The 19,616-nt window shown below is 65.3% G+C and carries 17 protein-coding genes, 1 tRNA gene and 1 other annotated feature; of the genes, 3 read left to right on the forward strand and 15 right to left on the reverse strand.

The window, feature by feature from the left end; all coding sequences use genetic code 11:
* Positions 1 to 52: 52 nt before the first annotated feature.
* The 6 genes from NKI69_RS08575 to NKI69_RS08600 form a co-directional block, all read right to left on the reverse strand.
* Positions 53 to 2,095: a hydantoinase/oxoprolinase N-terminal domain-containing protein gene (locus tag NKI69_RS08575; protein ID WP_352720961.1), complete on the reverse strand. Its 2,043-nt coding sequence runs from the start codon at positions 2,093 to 2,095 to the stop codon at positions 53 to 55.
* Between the two features lie 309 nt (positions 2,096 to 2,404).
* Positions 2,405 to 3,031: a CDGSH iron-sulfur domain-containing protein gene (locus NKI69_RS08580; protein WP_352442629.1), complete on the reverse strand. Its 627-nt coding sequence runs from the start codon at positions 3,029 to 3,031 to the stop codon at positions 2,405 to 2,407.
* 115 nt (positions 3,032 to 3,146) lie between these two features.
* Positions 3,147 to 3,518 carry a hypothetical protein gene (locus NKI69_RS08585; protein WP_023814184.1) on the reverse strand — a complete coding sequence of 124 codons (372 nt, stop codon included), beginning with the start codon at positions 3,516 to 3,518 and terminating at the stop codon, positions 3,147 to 3,149.
* Positions 3,519 to 3,642: 124 nt separating this feature from the next.
* The gene (locus tag NKI69_RS08590; protein ID WP_023814183.1) at positions 3,643 to 3,999 is read right to left on the reverse strand and encodes a hypothetical protein; all 357 of its coding nucleotides are present in this window, start codon (positions 3,997 to 3,999) and stop codon (positions 3,643 to 3,645) included.
* A 49-nt stretch (positions 4,000 to 4,048) separates the two neighbouring features.
* On the reverse strand, positions 4,049 to 5,536 hold the full coding sequence (locus NKI69_RS08595; RefSeq protein ID WP_023814182.1) for a pyridoxal phosphate-dependent decarboxylase family protein: 1,488 nt from the start codon (positions 5,534 to 5,536) through the stop codon (positions 4,049 to 4,051).
* Positions 5,537 to 5,549: 13 nt separating this feature from the next.
* Positions 5,550 to 6,638, reverse strand: coding sequence for a PLP-dependent cysteine synthase family protein (locus NKI69_RS08600; RefSeq protein ID WP_023814181.1), 1,089 nt, complete (start codon positions 6,636 to 6,638; stop codon positions 5,550 to 5,552).
* A gap of 254 nt (positions 6,639 to 6,892) precedes the next feature.
* Between NKI69_RS08600 and NKI69_RS08605 the strand changes: the two genes are divergently transcribed.
* The 3 genes from NKI69_RS08605 (at position 6,893) to NKI69_RS08615 (ending at position 9,641) form a co-directional block, all read left to right on the forward strand.
* A complete protein-coding gene (locus tag NKI69_RS08605; protein ID WP_352720964.1) occupies positions 6,893 to 8,878 on the forward strand; it encodes a BTAD domain-containing putative transcriptional regulator in 1,986 nt (661 codons plus the stop codon).
* Positions 8,879 to 9,004: 126 nt separating this feature from the next.
* On the forward strand, positions 9,005 to 9,187 hold the full coding sequence (locus NKI69_RS08610; protein ID WP_502896789.1) for a hypothetical protein: 183 nt from the start codon (positions 9,005 to 9,007) through the stop codon (positions 9,185 to 9,187).
* A gap of 79 nt (positions 9,188 to 9,266) precedes the next feature.
* Positions 9,267 to 9,641 (forward strand): YkvA family protein, encoded by a 375-nt coding sequence (locus NKI69_RS08615; protein ID WP_352720966.1) that lies wholly within the window; start codon positions 9,267 to 9,269, stop codon positions 9,639 to 9,641.
* A gap of 88 nt (positions 9,642 to 9,729) precedes the next feature.
* On the opposite strand, the gene NKI69_RS08620 is transcribed toward NKI69_RS08615, so the two are convergent.
* The 9 genes from NKI69_RS08620 to mepA form a co-directional block, all read right to left on the reverse strand.
* Positions 9,730 to 10,035 (reverse strand): UBP-type zinc finger domain-containing protein, encoded by a 306-nt coding sequence (locus NKI69_RS08620; RefSeq protein WP_023814177.1) that lies wholly within the window; start codon positions 10,033 to 10,035, stop codon positions 9,730 to 9,732.
* Positions 10,028 to 11,719, reverse strand: a complete 1,692-nt coding sequence (locus NKI69_RS08625; protein WP_352720968.1) for an FAD-dependent oxidoreductase — start codon at positions 11,717 to 11,719, stop codon at positions 10,028 to 10,030. Before NKI69_RS08625 ends, NKI69_RS08620 begins: the two co-directional genes overlap by 8 nt.
* Positions 11,720 to 11,874: 155 nt before the next feature.
* Positions 11,875 to 13,359 carry a SulP family inorganic anion transporter gene (locus NKI69_RS08630; RefSeq protein ID WP_127296996.1) on the reverse strand — a complete coding sequence of 495 codons (1,485 nt, stop codon included), beginning with the start codon at positions 13,357 to 13,359 and terminating at the stop codon, positions 11,875 to 11,877.
* A 72-nt stretch (positions 13,360 to 13,431) separates the two neighbouring features.
* Positions 13,432 to 13,487, reverse strand: a sequence feature (sul1 is cis-regulatory element that is thought to sense ions involved in sulfur or methionine metabolism; They are found in Alphaproteobacteria).
* A gap of 184 nt (positions 13,488 to 13,671) precedes the next feature.
* Positions 13,672 to 13,756: transfer RNA gene (locus tag NKI69_RS08635), tRNA-Leu, on the reverse strand.
* Positions 13,757 to 13,829: 73 nt separating this feature from the next.
* The gene (locus tag NKI69_RS08640) at positions 13,830 to 14,450 is read right to left on the reverse strand and encodes a 2,3-bisphosphoglycerate-dependent phosphoglycerate mutase (protein ID WP_352720969.1); all 621 of its coding nucleotides are present in this window, start codon (positions 14,448 to 14,450) and stop codon (positions 13,830 to 13,832) included.
* Between the two features lie 41 nt (positions 14,451 to 14,491).
* Positions 14,492 to 15,313 (reverse strand): 4-hydroxy-tetrahydrodipicolinate reductase, encoded by an 822-nt coding sequence (gene dapB / locus NKI69_RS08645; protein WP_352720971.1) that lies wholly within the window; start codon positions 15,311 to 15,313, stop codon positions 14,492 to 14,494.
* Positions 15,310 to 17,169 (reverse strand): ABC transporter ATP-binding protein, encoded by a 1,860-nt coding sequence (locus NKI69_RS08650; protein ID WP_352720973.1) that lies wholly within the window; start codon positions 17,167 to 17,169, stop codon positions 15,310 to 15,312. The genes dapB and NKI69_RS08650 overlap by 4 nt, the downstream gene beginning before the upstream one ends.
* 138 nt (positions 17,170 to 17,307) lie before the next feature.
* Positions 17,308 to 18,333, reverse strand: a complete 1,026-nt coding sequence (locus NKI69_RS08655; RefSeq protein ID WP_128305278.1) for a glucokinase — start codon at positions 18,331 to 18,333, stop codon at positions 17,308 to 17,310.
* A gap of 186 nt (positions 18,334 to 18,519) precedes the next feature.
* Positions 18,520 to 19,608 carry a penicillin-insensitive murein endopeptidase gene (gene mepA, locus NKI69_RS08660; protein WP_352613496.1) on the reverse strand — a complete coding sequence of 363 codons (1,089 nt, stop codon included), beginning with the start codon at positions 19,606 to 19,608 and terminating at the stop codon, positions 18,520 to 18,522.
* Positions 19,609 to 19,616: the final 8 nt, after the last annotated feature.

Here is a 19,616-nt window from a genome sequence, read left to right on the forward strand (position 1 = left end):
TTTGCCGGGTCAATTCAGCTTAGGGTGAAGGTGGCGTATTTCGCCGCCCCGCTCAAACCGCAATGCGCGGCCTTCCCGAGGCCACGGCCACGACATGCGCCTCGATGAACATGCGCTGGGCTTCGACGGTCGAGACCCGGAATTCGGTGGCGACGTCGATCTCGGCGCTGTCGGTGCCGGCATCCCTGGCGCGCTCCGCGACGATGGCGCGGACATCGGCCTCGGCCGCCGCGATCGCCGTCGCCTCGTCGAGGAAATCGCGCACGGTCTCGCCCGAGGCGAGACGAAACAGCCCTTCCATGGGCTGGCTGACCCGCGCCTCGGCCGATACCCTGACCTGGCCGACGACGGCGCCGAGCGCGTTGGCGACATCGGTATCCCTGGGCACCACGCAGTCATTGCCGATCAGCGGCGGCAGCCCGGCATAGTGCAGCGGCGCCGAGGCGCCGAGGCCGATGACCGGGCGGTCGAGCGCAACGCTCAGGCGGGCGATGCCGGGATGCGCGTCGACCGCGCGCTGCACCAGGGCGTGCGCCACCGTCGACGCGCCATCGAGCCCATCCTCGGCAAAGGCGGTCTCGAGGATATATTCGGCCGACCAGCGCGTCAGCGTCACCAGCACCCGTTCCGAAATCGCTTCCGGCGAAGCGGCGATGTTCTGGCCACGGCCGTCACGCTTGCGGGCGAACAGTTCGGCGCCGAGGCGCGCGGCGATGGGATCCCAGTTCGCCTGCTTGCCCAGCACATGGGCGGCGTCCGACGGGGTGAAGCCGGCGACATGCACCAGCCCGCGCGACACCAGCCGGTTCAGCGTCGCGTTCTGCGCGTTGGAACTCAAAAGCCTGTCGACGGCGAGCGGCACGGCACCGATCAGCTCGTAGAGCCTGGCTTCGGCGCCGGTCAGGCCGGCGGCGAGCCGGTCCGGCACGCCGGTGCGCACCGCGAAGCGGCCGTCCATGCGGCCGGGATTGGGCGCCCGCAGCTGGCGTTCGAGTTCGGAGGTGACAGCTGTACCGTGCGCCATGCCGGCCAGCGCCAACGGCACCAGGCGGCGCGGCCCGAGCAGGATCTTCGGGTTGAGCGCGCCATCTTCCAGCGCCACTTCGGAATCGCCGCCGAGGCCGAAGGTGCGCATGGCGACGGCCTCGACCATGGTGCGGAAGCCGCCGACGGTGGCGCCTTCCGGGTCGAGCCTGGGACGGCCGCCGTCGAGCACGGCGACGTCGGTGGTGGTGCCGCCGATGTCCGACACCACAGCATTGTCGAGCCCGGTCATGTGGCGGGCGCCGACCAGGCTGGCGGCCGGGCCGGACAGGATGGTCTCGATCGGCCGCTGGCGGGCAAACGCTGCCGAAACCAGCGCACCGTCGCCGCGCACCACCATCAGCGGGGCTGCAATGTTGCGCGCCTGGAGAAAGCCTTCGGTTGCCGCCACCAGCCGGTCGATCATTGAGATCAGCCTGGCGTTGAGCAGAGTGGTGAGTGCCCGGCGCGGGCCGCCGAGCTTGGCCGACAGCTCGTGGCTCGATGTGACCGGCAGGCCTGTCTTTTCGCGGATCAACTCGCGGGCGGCGATCTCATGCGCCGGATTGCGGGTGGCAAAATAGGCGCAGACGGCAAAGCCGGACACCGAGGCGCCGAGTTCCGGCAACGCCGCCTCCAGTCCAGACAGATCGAGCTTGGCGGCATTGCCGTGCACATCGTGGCCGCCCGGACAAAAAACCACCGGATCGGTGCCGAGCGCGGCCTTCAGCCCGTCGCGGGCGAGGTCGCCCTCGGAAAAGCCGATCATCACCAGCGCGACGCGGCCGCCCTGGCCCTCGACAAGCGCGTTGGTGGCAAGCGTCGTCGACATCGACACCAATTTGATGGCGGCGGGATCGGTGCCGGCTTTCTGCAGCACCGCGTCGACGGCGCCGGAAATGCCAACGGCGAGGTCATGCCGTGTGGTCAGCGCCTTGGCCTTGGCCAGCACCTTGCCCTTGTTCGGCCCCTCTTGCGGGCCTTCCGTCTCAGACCACAACACGGCATCGGTATAGGTGCCGCCGGTGTCGATCCCGAGGAACAGCGGCTTTGGCTTGGTCTTGGCTGTCATTTTTGGCGGCGGTCCGGGTGGCAATTTATTTGTCCCTGCCCTTAGCCGATACGGAGCGGACGATAAAGCCGCGAGCGCTGGGCCACGGTAGGTAGGTTGGTGGTGGTGAACAAGCGAGGTCGGCGGGACAGCACCCCCCTCTGCCCTGCCAGGCATCTCCCCCGCAAGTGGGGAGATCGGATGTCATCCCCGCTTTCGCCAATCTTCAATGCCGAAAAGGGCGCCGCCGGCGGAAACTGCCAATCTCCCCCCTTGCGGGGGAGATGTCCGGCAGGACAGAGGGGGGTGCTGTCCCGCCGGCCAAAACAGCTACCCCACAAACCCCACCTTCTTGTGCGTGCCATCGCAGAACGGTTTGTTGGCGGAATGGCCGCAGCGGCAGAGGAAGGCGCGTTGCGTACGGTCGACCGTATGGCCGGTTCCGGTGACGATCTCGAGATTGCCCTCTAGCTTGAGCGGGCCATTGGTGGTCGGCGTCACTTTCAGCGGACCATTCCTCGCTTCGAGCGCCAGCGTGTCCTTCAGCGGTGGCTCGCCGGTGGCGGCAAAACCTGACTTGTTGTGGCTACCGTCGCAGAACGGCTTGTTTTCCGAGGCGCCGCAGCGGCAGAGCGTGGCACGATAAGAAGTCTCGCCGTCGAGCACGATCCCGGCGTGTACCGCCAGCGGGCCGTTTTCGCGCAGCCGCACGGTGTTGACCACCGGCGGCTGCTCCTGCGGCCCGCCATCCTTCCTGATGTAGGTGATGGCGCCCGAGGGGCAGCTTTCGGCGATGGCAACGATCTTCTCGACGCTGGCCGCCTCGGGATGGATCCATTGGCCCGGCGCGTTGGGCACGAAGACATTCGGATCGCCGAGCACGCAGTTGCGCGAATGGATGCAACGCTTGCCGGAAAACCCGACGTCGATCTTGTCGCTTTCGACCATGCCGGCCATAGCTGAGCTCCTTTTGCCTGAAGCGCGTCGCGTCTGAACAGTTCGAGGCGGCGCGCGCTGGGTATTTGCACAGGCCATGGCTTCCGGCCCGAAGACCGTCAAGCTGGCAAACCGGTCAGGGGACCAGCTCGATCTCCTCGGTCTCGCCGCCGTTGCAGGTGTAGCAGCAATCTTCGCATTTTTCCGTGTTGCCTGGACCGACGCCCCAATAGGTGCCCTCATCGCCATCGACCCAGGCGCCGTAGCAGATCGATTCGCCCGCGTTGCAGGATATCGGCAGCTGCTTGGTCTCGCCGTCGTCGAGGACGTAGTCCTTGTCCTCGCCCGGCCAGACATAGTCGCGATCCTGGCTGTAGAGCTCGACGCGCATGGCGTTGGGGTGGCTGTTCTTGATGGCGAAGGTGACATCGTCGGCTTGCGCCGCCGACGCAACCAGCATGACGAAGGACAGCGCGGCCAGCATGCGGCGCGCATAGGCATGAAACATGATAACCCCCGAACAAGCGGCCCACCCGGCCGCGGGGCGACCATTGCATGCAGCGCTGAATCGCGGAAGTGGACCGGACGGGCCGATCCCCGACTTAATTTGGGTCCAACGAAACTTCCGCGCTCTACGGCACCAGATCGATCGTCTCGGTGGAATGTTCCACGCAGATGAAGCAGCAGGTGTCGCAGGGCTGGTCATTGTCCGGCCCGACGCCGGCGGAGATGCTGTCATTGCCGTCGGCCCAGGCGCCGTAGCAGATATGTTCGCCCTGATTGCAGGACAGCGGCACGGATTTCTGCGACTCGGGTTCGATCAGGAACACCTTGTCATTGCCCGGCCAGACCGTCTCACGGTCGCGGCTGAACAGCTCGACCGCGACAGATTCCTTGCGCAGGTTCTTGACGAAAAAGGCCATGTCGGCGGCCTGCGCCGGGGCGGTGAAGACCAGCGCTGCCAGTGCAACCATACGAAACAGCGTCACGGCCTGGATCTCCCGAATCATCGCGGCAGAATCGCATGCCTGCCCGTAACTAGGAAGGCGCGGAACCCTGCGTTGCGATGTCATGCCCCAGCCGCACCGTTTCATGCACCAGAAGGTCGAGATCCTCGCGCCGTGTGCGATGGTTGGTGATCGCCACGCGCAACCAGTGCTCGCCATGCACCGTGGTGTCCGAAAGGGCCGCAATGCCCTGTTCCTGCAGCCGCAGCATGATCTCCGTGTTGAGCGCCTTCAGAGCCTCGCCTGTCAGACCGGGCTGATAGCGGAAGCAGACGATGTTGACGGTCGGCGATGCCGCCAGCTGCAACCGCGGTGCGGCCTCGATCAGGCCGGCAAGATAGACGGCCTGAGCAATGTTCTGGTCGATCAGGCGGCCGAATTTCTCGACACCGTGCTCCTTCAGTGCCATCCACACCTTCAGCGCGCGAAAACCGCGCGACGTCTGCAGGCCGTAGTCGTGCAACCATTCGCCGGAAGCGAGGCCGCGCGGCATCGATTCCAGATATTCCGGCGTCACAGCGAAGGCCCCGCGATGCGCGGCGGCATCCCTGACCAGGGCGCAGCCGACCTCGAATGGCGCGTGCAGCCATTTGTGCGGATCGAGCGCGACCGAATCCGCCCGTTCGATGCCGGCGACGCGATGGGCATTTTCAGGCGCAATGGCGATCAGCGCGCCGATGCAGCCGTCGACATGGAACCAGAGGTCTTCCTCATGTGCCAGCTTCGCAAGCGCCTGCAAATCGTCGATCGCCCCGGTGTTGACCGTGCCGGCCGTACCGATGACGCAGGCCGGTTTGAACCCTGCCCTGCGGTCCTCGGTGATCGCCGCACGCAAGGCAGCGATATCGATGCGCAGCCCGGCATCGGTCGGTATGCGGCGCAGTGCCCGGTTGCCGAGGCCGAGTGCCTCCATCGCCTTGCGGTGGCACGAGTGGATCTGCTCCGAGCCGTAGAAGCGCAGCGGCTTTTCGATGGCGGCGACACCGTGCTCACGCACGTCGATGCCGGCCTTGACATTGCGCGCCACGGTCAGCCCTATGATGTTGGCCATCGAGCCGCCGCTGACCAAGGTACCGCCGGCAGAAGCTGGAAAGCCCAGCATCTCCTTGCACCAGTTCACCACCTGGCTATCCATCAGCCCGGCGGCGTGGTTGCCGCCGCCGAGGTTCGAGCCCTGGATAGCCGCCAGGAAATCGCCGAGCGCGCCGGTGAAGTTGCTCGACCCCATATACCAGGACCAGAAGCGCGGATGGATATTGCCCATCGGATAGGACATCACCGTGCGGGACACCTCGGCATAGACAGCATCCAGCGGCGCCGGGGAGCGCGGCAGCGGCGCCGAGAAGGCCTTTCTCACATCGGCCGGCATCTCCCGCCAGACCGGGCGGTCGCGCACATCGCGGAGATAATCGACCGCATCGTCGATGACCCGGTGCGACAGGGCCTGCACATCGGCCCAGTCCAGGGGATCGAGCGTTTCCTCGGCCACCAGGCCGAGGTTTTCTTGCACGGCGTCCATGACGGATCTCCCGTCAAGCCGCGGGAAACTGACAGCCGGGCGTCGAGCGCGACAGGGCAGTCTCGTCGGCATCCATCTCGGCCTCGATGCCGTCGAACAGCGGTGTCGACATGTAGCGCTCGCCGGTGTCGGGCAGCATGCACAGGATCACCGCGCCAGCCGGCGCCTTCTCCGCGACCTGCCGTGCCACGGCGAAGGTCGCGCCGCCGGAAATGCCGGTGAAGATGCCCTCTTTCCGCGCCAATTCTCTGGCCCATTTGATGCCTTCGGGTCCGGCGATCGGCATCACCTCGTCATAGAGGCTGGTGTCGATCGCCTCCTGCAGTACGTTGGGGATGAAATCCGGCGTCCAGCCCTGGATCGGGTGCGGTTCAAAGGCTGGATGGCTGGCGGCCGGGGCACCATCGGCGCCGCGCTGCTGCACCTTGCCGCTGCCGATGAGCTGCGCGTTGGCCGGCTCGGACAGCACGATACGGGTTTCCGGACACTCGCGGCGCAGCACGCGCGCCACGCCGACCACCGTGCCGCCGGTGCCATAGCCGGTGACGAAGCAATCGAGCCGCGAGCCGGCGAAATCATTGACGATCTCGCGCGCCGTCGTCGCCTCGTGGATGGCGGCGTTGGCGGCCGTCTCGAACTGGCGGGCGAGAAACCAGCCATTGGCCTCGGCCAGTTCCACCGCCTTCTTGTACATGCCGAAACCTTTTTCAGCGCGCGGCGTCAGCACCACCCTGGCGCCCAGCATGCGCATCAGCTTGCGGCGCTCGACCGAAAAACTGTCGGCCATGGTGACGACCAGCGGATAACCCTTCTGCGCGCAGACCATGGCGAGGCCGATGCCGGTGTTGCCGCTGGTCGCCTCGACCACCGTCTGGCCCGGCTTCAGCGCACCGCTGCGCTCGCCCTCCTCGATGATGTTGAGCGCCAGCCGGTCCTTCACCGAAGCGCCGGGATTGAAGTACTCGGCCTTGACGTAGATCGTCGCGTGGGCCGGTCCGAGATTGTTGATGCGAACCACCGGCGTGTCGCCGACGGTGTCGAGAATGCTGTCGAACAGGCGGCCGCGCCCGGCCGTGGTTCTGATCTTCTGCTGCTGCAACATCTTGGTCTCCCTGATTGTCATCGTGTTTTGTCTTCACGGGCCGGTTACAAGCCAGCGGGTTGGGCGGCGAGGTTTGGTGACCTTGCCGCGCTAGGACTGACATGCCGCACAGCGGCAATGGCTGTATCGGGCGCTGAAATCCGCTGCCGGATGCGCCGTGTCGTGTTTGGTGATACAGGAGAGGCCGACAGGCCAGCGTGGGAGCAGGCGTGGAAACGCACGTGGAATCCAACCGATCGAGGCTGGACGTCGAGATGCCGGTCCTTTCCGTGCGCCTGCTCGGGCCGCTGATGATCTCCCACGACGGCGCTCCGGTTACCCTGCCTGCGTCACGCAAGCTGCGCGCGCTGCTCGCCTATCTGGCGCTGGCGCCGCATCCGGTCGGCCGCAGTCGCCTGTGCGAGTTGTTGTGGGATGTGCCGAACGACCCAAGGGGCGAACTGCGCTGGTGCCTGAGCAAGCTGCGGAGCACGCTCGACGCGGTGGGCCGACACCGGGTCGCGACACAGGGCGACACGGTCGCACTCGATCTGAGCGATTGCCTGGTCGATGCGCTGGAGGTGAGCCAGGCCGCCACGCAAGGGCTCGGCACCCTTGATGTCGAGCGCTTGCGGGCGCTGGCCAGACTGTTTGCCGGCGATTTCCTCGACGGGCTGGAGCTCGAGCGCAGCCCGCATTTCAACAGCTGGCTGACCGCGCAGCGCCGCCGCTTCCACTCGTGCCACGTCGCCGTGCTGGAGCAACTCGTCGGCAGCCTGGCGGCAGACAGCGACGAGGCGATCGCCCATCTCGACACATGGGTGGAACTGGCGCCGTTCGACCGGCGTGCACATGCGGCACTTTTGGCAGGTCTGGCCGGACGCGGCGAGATCGGCGCGGCTGAAGAGCATCTGGCGGCGGCAGAACAGTTGTTCAAATCGGAAGAACTGGATTTCGCACCGCTTCGCGCGGCCTGGCGGGCGATCCGTGACCGACAGTCGGGCATCTCGCTTCGGACGGCCTGCCTGTCCACACTATCGCCATTGGTGGCCACGCCGACCGCACCCGGCCCGGTCGAGCCCAGCCATGCTTCGCTGGCGGTGATGCCGTTTGTCGAGGAGGTCGGCGGCGCACGCGGCGGATTGGCCGACGGTTTCACCCACGACATCATCACCCGCCTGGCCAAGCTCAGGGACTTCTTCGTCATCGCGCGCGGATCGGTGTTTGCGCTGGCAGAGCAGAACATCGCGCCCGAGGATGCCGGCCGCCGGCTGAATGTCGACTATGTCGCCACCGGCACCGTGCGCAGCCCGTCCGGCCGCCTCATCGTCAGCGTCGAACTGATCGAGGTCCGCAGCGCCAGGATCGTCTGGGCCGAGACCTTCGAGCGCAGGCCCGATGACATCTTTTCCGTGCTTGACGACATCGGCAACAGCATCGTCTCCTCGATCTCGGCCGAGATCGAAACGGTCGAGCGCAACCGCGCCATGCTGAAGGCGCCCTGCTCGCTCAACGCCTGGGAGGCCTATCATCGCGGCCTCTGGCACATGTACCGCTTCACCCAGGCCGAAAACGAGCAGGCGCGGCATTTCTTTGCCCAGGCCCTGCAGCTCGACCCGACCTTCGCCCGCGCCTATGCCGGCCTGTCCTTCACCCACTGGCAGAACGCCTTCCAGCGCTGGGGCGACCGCGACCGCGAAAGCGCGCTGGCCTTCGAGAGCGCCGGACACAGCCTGCTGGTCGACGACCACAATCCGGCCGCGCATTGGGCAATGGGCCGGGCGCTGTGGCTGCGCGGCGAGCAGGACGGTTCGCTGCTCGAACTGGAACGGGCTGTCGATCTCAGCCCCAACTTCGCGCTCGGCCACTACGCGCTGTCCTTCGTGCATTCGCAGTCGGGCGACCCGCGAGCGGCGATAGGCTCTTCCGATCATTCGCGCCATCTCAGCCCGTTCGACCCGCTGCTGTTCGGCATGCTGGGCGCACGCGCCATGGCGCATGTCCGGCTCGGCCAGTTCGAGGAAGCGGCCGAATGGGCGCTGAAGGCGGCGGCGCGGCCCAACGCCCACGCCATCATACTGGCGATCGCCGCACACTGCCTGGCGCTGGCCGGACGGCTCGACGAGGCGCGCGGCTTCGCCGCCGCCATTCGCAAGACAAGGCCGGACTATTGCGCCGACGATTTCATCGGCACCTTCCGCTTCGAGCCGGACGCCGTGACGCTGTTCCGGCAGGGCGCCAGGCTTATCGGGCTGAACTGAGCCTGGCATCGCCATCTGGGGCATCGCTTGGGAATTTCGCCTCAATTCCGCTGGGTTAACGAAGTCGGAAGGAGTTGTTTAACCGTTCGCGGCTATGTCACCGCGTGGGGGACCGACAAAGTGAGTATGATGAGCAACAGCTCCGACAAGCGCAATGAATGGCGCGCCATCTTTTACGTGCAAGCTCGCGTCGCCATCCTGTTTGTCCCGGTGGTTGCCAGCCTGCTGATCATAGCGGCGCTTGCCGGAAACGAACGCAAGTCCGTTCCCAGCATGATCGACCCGACCGTCACCGGCTCCGTGCGGTAAACCAGCGGTCATCGGTTCTTCGAGACACTCTCGGAGGCGTGCGCTATCGGCGGTTTTCATTTGGCGTTAAAATCATCCGATGGCACTGAATGAGTGGGCCCGAACGATCAAGCGCGATGTGCATGCGCTCTACCTCGCCGCTCGCGATCCCCGAACGCCTTGGTATGCCAAGGCGCTTGCCGTGTGTGTTGCAAGCTATGCCTTGTCGCCAATCGACCTGATCCCCGATTTCATTCCGGTGATCGGCTATCTCGACGACGTCATCCTTGTCCCTTTGGGCGTCCTTGCCGTGGTCAGGATGATACCGCCCGAGGTGATGGCGGAACACAGAAAGACCGCCGCGCTGGCCGCCGACAGGCCGGTGAGCCGCTACGCGGCGGTGATCATTGTTTGTATCTGGGCTGCCTCGATCGTGCTGGCCGGGTGGCTGGGATATCTGTATTTCGCCGACTGACTGCCAAGCCGTTCTGCAGGGGGGCGGCCGCCAAGAAAGCCCGGATGGATCGCGCTTTTCTCGGGATTCCTTCGCCATCTGCCGTCGCTCAAACAAAGCGCGGGATCGGGCCGTTCTGCGGGGTCACATCGTCGCCAAGCTCGATAAAAACCTCGTCGACATAGCACCATGCCCAGCCTTCGGGTGGATCGTAGCCCTCGATGATCGGATGCTTGGTGGCGTGGAAATGCTTGGTGGCGTGGCGGTTGGGCGAGTCGTCGCAGCAGCCGACATGGCCGCAGGTGCGGCAGAGCCGCAGATGCACCCATTGCGACCCACTCTGCAGGCATTCCTCGCAGCCGAGCGCGCTCGGCGTCACCTTCCTGATGTCGCGCGTATGTCTGCATTCATCCATGATGCTCTCCTGCCATTCGAGGTGTATCGGCGTTGCCGCGCGCGAGATATGCATGCAATGCCGCGACCACCTGGGCGCCTTCGCCGACAGCCGCCGCGACACGTTTGACCGAGCCGGCGCGGACGTCGCCTATGGCGAACACGCCGCTGCGGCTGGTCTCCATCTGCGCCGATCCTATGTCCGAGCCGGTGCGCACGAAACCTCTGGCGTCCAGCGCCACATCGCAGTTCGCCAGCCAATCGGTGTTCGGATCGGCGCCGATAAAGAGGAAGAGATGGCGGATCGAGCGCGTGGTTTCCGCGCCGTTGGCGCGGTTGCGCCAGCGCACTGTTGCAAGATTGCCCTCTTCGCCCTCCAGAGCCTCGATTTCGGTCCCGGTCAGCACCTCGATGTTCGGCTGCGCCCGGATGCGCTCGACCAGATAGCGCGACATGCTGGCATCGAGGCTGCCGCCGCGCGCCAGCAGCGCCACTTTCCGCGCATGACTGGCCAGATAGACGGCCGCCTGTCCGGCCGAATTGCCGGCGCCGACCAGCGCCACTTCCTGGCCCGCGCAAAGCCGGCCTTCGATGGGCGACGCCCAATAATGCACGGACGTTCCCTCGAACCGCGCCAGATTGGCGATGTCGAGGCGGCGATAGCGCGCGCCGCTGGCGATCACCACGCTGCGCGCGCGCACGGTCTCGCCGTCGCCGACATCGAGCAGATAGCGGGCGCCTGACGCGTCGGCGGCAGCGCTCAAAAGCTTCGCCTCGTCCGGGATCACCATTTCGACGCCGAATTTCTGCGCCTGGTTGTAGGCGCGCGCCATCAGCGCCATGCCCGAAATGCCCGTGGGGAAACCGAGATAGTTCTCGATGCGCGAGGAGGCGCCGGCCTGTCCGCCGAAGGCACGGCAATCGAGCACGATCGTCGACAGGCCTTCGGATGCCGCATAGACCGCCGCCGCCAGCCCTGCCGGGCCGGCGCCGACGATGGCCACGTCATACACCGTATCGGCATCGATCGGCCGCAGCAGGCCGATGCAGCGGGCGAGGTCCTTTTCACCCGGGTTCATCAGCAGCCTGCCGTTTGGACAGAGCACGATCGGCAGGTGGTGCGGATCGACCTCGAAGCGTTCTACCAGGGTTTTGGCGCAGGGATCGCTGTCTGAATCGAGCACGCGGTGCGGTTGGCCGCTGCGGGCGAGGAAACCCTGCAGCCGCAACACGTCGGCATTGTCCTGGGGTCCGATGATGATCGGCCCGCTGGTGGCGCTCTCCAAAAGCCCGACGCGACGCAGAATCAGCGCCCGCATGATGCGCTCGCCGAGATTGGCCTCCTGCACCATCAGGTCGCGCAGCCGCTGCGAGGCGATGACGAACGCCTCCACCGGTTCGGCGGCCTGCGCATTGACCAGCGAGGGACGGGCCGAAAGCTGCGCCAGTTCGCCGACAAAGCTGCCTGGACCGTGGGTGAAGATCGTCTCGCGCCTGCCGAGCCCGCCATCCTGGGTGATATCCACGCTGCCCGACAGCACGACGATCAGACCGGGCGCCACATCGCCCGCCGTGACGATGTTCTCGCCGGCCGCATAGGCGCTGGCCTCGCCGAACCGGCGCATGCGGTCGATGTCCACCTCGGCCAGCGTGGGGAACGCCTGGTCGCGGCGGGCACCGAAGATCTGGGTGGTGGATTGAGCCATGGTTGAGCGTAGCGAAGCGGGCGCGGAGTTTGAAGCGGTTTGTTGGAGCCCTGACCAGGAGGGGAGGTCTGGCTGGTAGACACCACGCCGTCGTCATCTCGGGCGAGGATCCAAACCGAGACACCAGCCGAAGAACCTCAGTCGGAAGGCCTTCGTCAGTGGCTGAAGACTCGTTCCAAAGCACCCGGCTCATTGTGCATGGCAAGTTTGTCCATGATGGTGACGCTGGCCTCGTTGAGACCTACCACCTCCACCTCGACGCCCTCGCGGCGGAACTTGAGAACGGCGGTGTCGACTGCGCCGACGCCAGTGAGGTCCCAGATATGAGCGTGAGTGACGTCGATGACGGCGCGCTGGAGGCGCTCCTTGAAATCGAACGCGTTCAGAAAGTCCTCCGCTGAAGCGAAGAATAACTGGCCCTCGATAAGGTAATGGCGCTCCGGGCCGTCGCCACTGAGGGTCGAGGTGACGCGGAAAATCTGCGACACCTTCCAAGCGAAGAAGATGCCCGAGAGCAGCACGCCCACCCCGACACCAAGCGCGAGATTGTGGGTCCCGACCACGGTGGTCACTGTCGCCAGCATGACGATGCTTGAACGACGGGGGTGCTTCCTGAGATCGTTCAGAGAAGACCAGCTGAACGTGCCGATCGATACCATGATCATGATGGCGACCAGGGCCGGCATGGGAATGACGCGCAGCCAGTCGCCGAGCGACATGAGCATGAACAACAGAAACGCCCCGGCCACAAATGTGGAAAGCCGCGTGCGTCCACCAGATTTGACGTTGATAACCGACTGGCCGATCATGGCGCAGCCGGCCATGCCGCCCAGGAACCCGGTTACGAAGTTGGCGATACCCTGGCCAACACATTCACGGTTCTTGTCGCTTTTTGTGTCGGTCATCTGGTCGACAATGGACGCCGTCAGCAGGCTTTCGAGCAGGCCAACCGCGGCCACGCCTAGTGAATAAGGCAAAATGATCCACAGCGTTTCCAGCGTGAAAGGCACGTCCGGCAGCAGGAAGGTCGGCAAGCTCGACGGCAGTTCGCCGAGGTCGCCCACCGTCCGCACGTCGATGTGAAGCAGCAGCGATAGGGTGGTGAGCACGATGATGCACACCAGAGGCGAGGGCACCGCCTTCGTGATGCGGGGAAACAGATAGATGATGGCAAGGCCGAGACTGATCATCGCATAGGTTTGCCACGGCATGCCGACCAGCTCCGGCAGTTGGGCCATGAAGATCAGAATCGCAAGCGCGTTGACAAATCCGGTCATCACCGAGCGCGACACGAACCGCATCACATAACCCAGCCTGGCGAAGCCGGCCGCGACCTGGACCACGCCGGCCAGAATGGTTGCCGCGAGCAGGTATTGCAGACCATGGTCGCGCACCAAGGTGACCATAAGCACGGCTGTGGCCGCGGTGGCAGCTGAAATCATCGCCGGCCGGCCGCCGGTGATGGAGATAATCATGGCGATGGAGAAAGAAGCGTAGAGCCCAATCTTGGGGTCAACGCCGGCAATGACAGAAAAACCGATGGCTTCTGGTATCAGCGCCAGGGCGACAACAATGCCCGCGAGCACGTCGCCGCGCAGGTTGCCGCGCCACTCGTCGCGGTAGGTTTTGAATGTGAGCATGGAATTCCGGTCAATCATTTCCAGACCGCGACGGACCGCAGCCCATCATAGTCAGCGCAGATCTGGTTTTGTTGTTGTCCGGCGGATCGGCGGCCGGAAGAGCCACCCGGAATTGCACTGGGTCCATCTTGGATATCTGCACATAGCCGCAAATTTTGGTGCAGTGCAACAAGTCTTTGCTGCACGGCGTAGGCGCTGGCCTCGCTGAAACGGCCGTTTTAGAGTGACCTTGAGCCGCGCAAAGAAAAAGCCCGGACGAACCGGGCTTTTTCTTTAAGTTTCTGAACCGTCGAAGGGTTCGAAACCGGAATTTGGTGCCCAGAAGAGGACTCGAACCTCCACTCCTTGCGGAACACGGACCTGAACCGTGCGCGTCTACCAATTCCGCCATCTGGGCTGGTGCGGGCTCATGTAAGCGGGCAAGCGATGTGTGTCAACGCGCTTTTTTCGCGGTTGCTCCGTTCGCCGGCTCAGTCGTCCAGCACTTCCTTGGACGCGACGGTGGAATCGGCGTTGAGCTGGTAGATGACCGGCACGCCGGTGCCGAGTTCCAGCTTGACGATCTCCTCGCCCGACTTGCCGTCGAGCGCCATGATCAGCGCGCGCAGCGAGTTGCCGTGCGCGGCGACCAGCACGGTGCCGCCGCGCAGCACATGCGGCTGCAGATCGTGCAGGTAATAGGGCCAGACGCGGGCGCCAGTGTCCTTAAGGCTTTCGCCGGCGGGCGGCGGTACGTCGTAGGAGCGGCGCCAGACATGCACCTGCTCCTCGCCCCATTTCTTGCGGGCATCGTCCTTGTTGAGGCCGGAAAGGTCGCCATAGTCGCGCTCGTTCAGTGCCTGGTCGCGGATGGTCTTCAGGTCGCTCTGGCCGACCGCGTCGAGAACGTGCTGGCAGGTCTTTTGCGCCCGGATCAGCGCCGAGGTGAAGGCGATGTCGAATTTCAGGCCGCGCGCCTTGAGTTTCTGGCCGGCGGCCTTGGCCTCGGCATGGCCCTGCTCGGTCAGGTCGACGTCGCGCCAGCCGGTGAACAGGTTTTTCAAATTCCATTCGCTCTGGCCGTGGCGCACGAGCACGAGGGTTCTCGACATGTTTGCTCCCTTCAGGTTGGGCAAGTTGGCAGATTGGCCGCTCAGCTGAGGCCGAGCACGTCCCGCATCGAATACAGCCCCGGCTTCTTGCCGCGCGCCCAAAGCGCCGCCTTGACGGCGCCGCGGGCGAAGATGGCGCGGTCCTCGGCATGGTGGGCAAGCGTGATGCGCTCGCCGGTGCCTGCCAGCATCACGCTGTGGTCGCCGACCACCGAGCCGCCGCGCAGCGTGGCAAAGCCGATCGAGCCCGTCTTGCGCACGCCGGTGTGGCCGTCGCGGACGCGTACCTCATTGCCTGAAAGCTCGATACCACGCCCGGCGGCGGCGGCTTCACCCAGCAGCAGCGCTGTGCCCGATGGCGCGTCGACCTTGTGCTTATGGTGCATTTCGAGGATCTCGATGTCGAAATCGTCGGCATCGAGCGCGCGTGCCGCCTGCTCGACCAGCACCGCCAGCAGATTGACGCCGAGGCTCATATTGCCCGACTTGACGATCGTCGCATGGCGCGCCGCCGCCGCGATTTTCGCATTGTCGTCGGCCGTGCACCCGGTCGTGCCGATGACGTGAACGATGCGCGCTTGCGCGGCGTAGCCAGCGAATTCGACTGATGAGGCCGGGGTGGTGAAATCGAGCACGCCGTCTGCCTTGGCGAAGACCGGCAGCGGGTCGTCGCCGATCGGCACATTGATGATGCCGATGCCCGCCAGTTCGCCTGCGTCCTTGCCCAGATAGGGCGAACCCGCCCGCTCGACCGCGCCGATGACCCGCGCGCCGGGGATGGTGTGGATGGCACGGATCAGCGTCTGACCCATGCGGCCGGCAGCGCCCACCACCACAAGGCCCATATCGCCTGCTTCGCTCATGTGCTCCTCACAGAAGTCTTCTTCGCACGCGTGGCCCGGACCGGAGTTTGGATCGGCTCGCGGTCCTCGACAAGCCCCAGCCCCTTCTTGCCCTGGATGCGGTGGAAGCGGGAATAGATGCTGTCCGGGTCGGCCATCAGCGTCGCATGAGTGCCTTCCTCGACCAACCGTCCCTCTTCCAGCACGATGATGTGGTCGGCATTGACCACCGTCGACAGCCGATGCGCTATGACGATGGTCGTGCGGCCTTGCATGACTTGGGTCAGCGCTTCCTGGACGCGCGCCTCCGCCTCGTTGTCGAGCGCCGATGTCGCCTCGTCGAGCAGCAGGATCGGTGCCTGGCGCACGATCGCGCGGGCGATCGAGACGCGCTGGCGCTGGCCGCCGGAAAGGGTCGAGCCGCCTTCGCCGACCGGCGTGTCGTAACCTTGCGGCTGCTGGCGGATGAACTCGTCGGCTGCCGCCTGTTTCGCCGCCTGCTCGATCTCGGCGTCCGTGGCCGACAGACGGCCGTAGCGGATGTTGTCGCGGATCGTGCCCTCGAACAGATATGGCGCCTGCGCCACATAGGCGATCGACTGCCGCAGCGAATGCTTGGTTACCTTCGAGATGTCCTGGCCATCGACCTCGATGCTGCCCCGGTCGACGTCGTAGAAGCGCTGCAAGAGCGCCACCAGCGTCGATTTGCCGGCGCCCGACGCACCGACGATCGCCGTCACCTTGCCGGCCGCGGCGGTAAAGCTCAGGTCCCTAAGCACCGGCATGTCGGCGCTGTAGCCGAACGTCACATTGTCGAAACGCACCTCGCCGGTGGTGATCCTCGCCTCGACGGCATCGGGTGCGTCGCCCTGTTTCGGCTCCAGGTCGAGCAACTCGTAGATCATGCGCGCGTTGACCAGGGCACGTTCCATGCCCACCTGTGTGCGCGCCAGGCGTCTTGCCGGATCGTAAGCCATGATCAGTGCGGTGATGAAGGAGAAAACCGCGCCCGGCGGCTGCCCAAGATACAGCGCCCGGTAGCCGGAATAGGCAAGCACGGAGGTGATGGCGAGACCGCCCAGAATCTCGGAAATCGGCGACAGCCGCTCCGAGACGCGGGCGATCTTGTTGTTACGCTGCTCGGCCGTGTCCGCCATGATGCCGATGCGGCGCGCCAGCTCGGCCTCCAAGGTGAAGGCCTTGACGATGGCGATGCCTTGCGTGGCTTCCTGCACGGACCCGTTCAGCCGCGAATTGATCAGGACGGATTCCCGGTTGATACGCCGCAGTCGGCGGGTGATATAGACGACGGCCCAGATCAGTGGAGGGCCGATCAGCAGCGAGCTGAGCGACAACACCGGATCCTGATAGATCATCACGCCGACGAGAGCGACCAGCGTGACCGCGTCGCGGCTGATGGAGGTCAGTGTCAGCGACAGCAGATCGCGAACGCCGCCGACATTCTCGCTGACCTGTGCCGCCAGCCGACCGGAACGCGTATCGTTGAAGAAGTTGACGCCGAGCTTCATCAGATGGTCGAAGCTGCGCTTCTGGTAGCGCGCGACCAGATTGTTGCCGATACTGGCCAACGCGACTGCTTGGCCGTAACCGGCGAAGCCGCGCAGCAGGGAGGCTCCCATGAAACCGGCGCAGATCAACCAGAGCATATCGCCGCGTCGTTCGTAGAAGATCTGGTTGATCATCGGGGCCATGATCCACGCCGTGAAGGCAGTGGTGCCGGAAACGATCAGCAGGCAAGAGACGGCGACGACATAGGTCCAGCGATACTCGTTGCCGTTTTCAGCGAGGATGCGGCGGAGCACCGCTGTGACCTCGCCGGGCCGGGCTTTTTGTTTGTTTGGAGCTTGAAGTGTCAAATCGGGAGCGCTTTGTGGTTTTCCGCCTCGTGGGACCGGGGCTGCAAATTCGGCACCCCTCTTAACGCCCTGCGGCCTGATTGCCTATGCCCGCACCTGATTAACTTCGTCGCGGGGGCGCGAGCGCTTCGCTGGCTTTCAGGCCTGCCAGCGCCGGCCCTCGGTCTGGACACCGAACAGCGAGGGGGTCCTGGCATAGGCGGCAAGGCCCAGAAGTGCAGCCAGCGGGTGGATGATGACGTAGACCGGCATGGTGCGCATCATCGCGCTGTGCGGCGCCTTGTCCTCGAAAGCGGCCCGGAAATTGCCGGCTTTCAGCGCCGGCACGATCTTCTGCGCGATGCCACCGGTGAGGAACACGCCGCCGCGGCTCATGAATACCAGAGCAAGGTCGCCTGCGGTGCGCCCAAGGCAGGTGACGAAGATCTCCAGCGCTTCCTCGGCAACCGGATCGGTTTTCGCAAGTGCCGCGGCAGTGATCTCGGCCGGCGTCGTGAAGGGCGACGCCTTGCCGTCCGCCTTGGCCACCGCCCGGTAGACATTGACCAGGCCGCGCCCGCACAGGATCTGCTCGCCCGAAACGCGGCCTTCGAGCTTCTCGATATGCGGAAAAACCTCGAAATCGCGCGGTGTGCGCGGGCCGATGTCCATATGGCCGCCCTCGCCGGGGACCGGTATCCAGTGGTGCAGCGCATGGACCAGCCCGGCGACGCCGAGCCCGGTTCCCGGACCGAGCACGACGCGCCCGGCATTGGGCTCCGGCGTGCCGCCGCCGATCTTTTCCATGTGCTCCTCGCCGAGCGCGACGACGGCCAGCGCCTGCGCCTCGAAATCGTTGAGCACGACGATGTCGCTCAGGCCGAGGCTGGCGAACATTTTCCTCGGCTTGACGATCCAGGGGCAGTTGGTCAGCTCGATCTCGTCGCCGTCGACCGGGCCAGCCACCGCCAGCACCGCCGAATTGGGACGCACCGACGAGCGGTCGAGCACGGCCGCCTGGATCGCCTCGTCGATGGTGTTGTAGTTTGCCGTCTGGACGATGGTCGGCTCGCCAGCCTCGGAATTGGCGTCGAGCACGATCGAAAAGCGCGCATTGGTGCCGCCGATGTCGCCGATCAGGATCGGAAACCGCAGCAAAGTGTCGTCGTCGCCTGTGCGTGGCATGCTCTCGTCCGTCTCCGGCGCCCCCGACGGCATCTGGCCGTTCTTCCGTTGACTAGCGCATGGGTTTGAAAAGGGAAACGGTTTTCGACCCCGGCGGCGCGCTGAGGCCGGCTCTGCGGCCAAACCGCCACGGTTTCGCAAAAATGCGGCGCTGAACCGATTGAGTCTGCCTATAAGCCGTGATCGTCAGTTTCCAGGCGGCCGCGGTCTCGGCAGCGGCACGCCGATCTCGGGCGTCGCCGTGAAAGCGTTCATCGTGCTTGGCAAGCCGGCGGCGGCCGGGGTGGCGGGCAACGAGGGCGCTTCGGGTTCGGGCGCGGCAGCCGCGACCGGCACGCCGCCGCCATGGTAGGTCGCCGCCTCGGCCGACGACGGCCCCGGCGCGTCGAGCACGGCGCGGCATTCGCTCGGCAGGTTCTCCATCGTCATCAGGTCGCGGGCCTTGGGCGCATCGGGGTTCTTGTTGGGGCGCCAGGGCTCCTGCGTGAACCACCAGGCCAGCGGCTTGCCGCAACCGTCATCGTCCGGCGTCGCTTCCTGCGCCTTGCAGCCGGGCGATCCGGGCTGACAGCCGATGCGCATGTGGAAATGATAGTCGTGGCCCCAGAACGGCCTGACCTTACGCAGCCAGAAGCGGTCGCCCTTGACGGTATCGCAGAGCTTTTTCTTGATGCCCGGATTGACCAGGATGCGCTCGACCTGGCTGTAGCTCGCCGCGCGCTTCAAAAGCCTTGTGTGCGCTGGCGTCCACAGCGCGTCCTTCACCAGATGGGTCTTCTCATCGACCATCAAGGTGGCGCTCATCGATTCGCGCTGCGCCATCGACAGCGGGCGGCTGGGCATCGGCGTCAGCCAGATGTCGGCGTCGAGCCCGATCTGGTGCGAGGCATGTCCTGTCAGCATCGGGCCGCCGCGCGGCTGCGAAATGTCGCCGATCAGCAGGCCTGGCCAACCATCGGCCGCTGCGTCGCGCGACAATTTCTCGACTACCGCGATCATCGCCGGATGGCCCCAGCGGCGGTTGCGCGACGGCCGCATCACCTGCCAGGTCGGACCGTCCAAGGGAATGGCGACGCCGCCGGCAAAACAGCCCTTGGAATAGAATCCGATCGACTGCGCCGCGGTGGCGGCCGGCAGTTTCTTGGCGCCGAACAGGTCTTTTGCCCGCTCCTCGGCGCTCGCCGGCTGAACGGCTAACCCAAGCACGGCAAGCAGGCCGACCGCAGCGGCCAACAGGGGCGTTTTGCCGAAAGATGGCCTCATCGCTGTCTTCATGAACCCGG

The sequence above is a fragment of the Mesorhizobium sp. M0491 genome (genome assembly GCF_040321265.1).
Taxonomy (GTDB): domain Bacteria; phylum Pseudomonadota; class Alphaproteobacteria; order Rhizobiales; family Rhizobiaceae; genus Mesorhizobium.

Bases quoted from the DNA above. Each gene is read 5' to 3' on its own strand.
- NKI69_RS08575 (WP_352720961.1), bottom strand. From the start codon at position 2,095: ATGACAGCCAAGACCAAGCCAAAGCCGCTGTTCCTCGGGATCGACACC.
- NKI69_RS08580 (WP_352442629.1), bottom strand. From the start codon at position 3,031: ATGGCCGGCATGGTCGAAAGCGACAAGATCGACGTCGGGTTTTCCGGC.
- NKI69_RS08585 (WP_023814184.1), bottom strand. From the start codon at position 3,518: ATGTTTCATGCCTATGCGCGCCGCATGCTGGCCGCGCTGTCCTTCGTC.
- NKI69_RS08595 (WP_023814182.1), bottom strand. From the start codon at position 5,536: ATGGACGCCGTGCAAGAAAACCTCGGCCTGGTGGCCGAGGAAACGCTC.
- NKI69_RS08600 (WP_023814181.1), bottom strand. From the start codon at position 6,638: ATGTTGCAGCAGCAGAAGATCAGAACCACGGCCGGGCGCGGCCGCCTG.
- NKI69_RS08605 (WP_352720964.1), top strand. From the start codon at position 6,893: ATGCCGGTCCTTTCCGTGCGCCTGCTCGGGCCGCTGATGATCTCCCAC.
- NKI69_RS08610 (WP_502896789.1), top strand. From the start codon at position 9,005: ATGATGAGCAACAGCTCCGACAAGCGCAATGAATGGCGCGCCATCTTT.
- NKI69_RS08615 (WP_352720966.1), top strand. From the start codon at position 9,267: ATGGCACTGAATGAGTGGGCCCGAACGATCAAGCGCGATGTGCATGCG.
- NKI69_RS08620 (WP_023814177.1), bottom strand. From the start codon at position 10,035: ATGGATGAATGCAGACATACGCGCGACATCAGGAAGGTGACGCCGAGC.
- NKI69_RS08625 (WP_352720968.1), bottom strand. From the start codon at position 11,719: ATGGCTCAATCCACCACCCAGATCTTCGGTGCCCGCCGCGACCAGGCG.
- NKI69_RS08630 (WP_127296996.1), bottom strand. From the start codon at position 13,359: ATGCTCACATTCAAAACCTACCGCGACGAGTGGCGCGGCAACCTGCGC.
- NKI69_RS08640 (WP_352720969.1), bottom strand. From the start codon at position 14,450: ATGTCGAGAACCCTCGTGCTCGTGCGCCACGGCCAGAGCGAATGGAAT.
- dapB (WP_352720971.1), bottom strand. From the start codon at position 15,313: ATGAGCGAAGCAGGCGATATGGGCCTTGTGGTGGTGGGCGCTGCCGGC.
- NKI69_RS08655 (WP_128305278.1), bottom strand. From the start codon at position 18,333: ATGCCACGCACAGGCGACGACGACACTTTGCTGCGGTTTCCGATCCTG.
- mepA (WP_352613496.1), bottom strand. From the start codon at position 19,608: ATGAAGACAGCGATGAGGCCATCTTTCGGCAAAACGCCCCTGTTGGCC.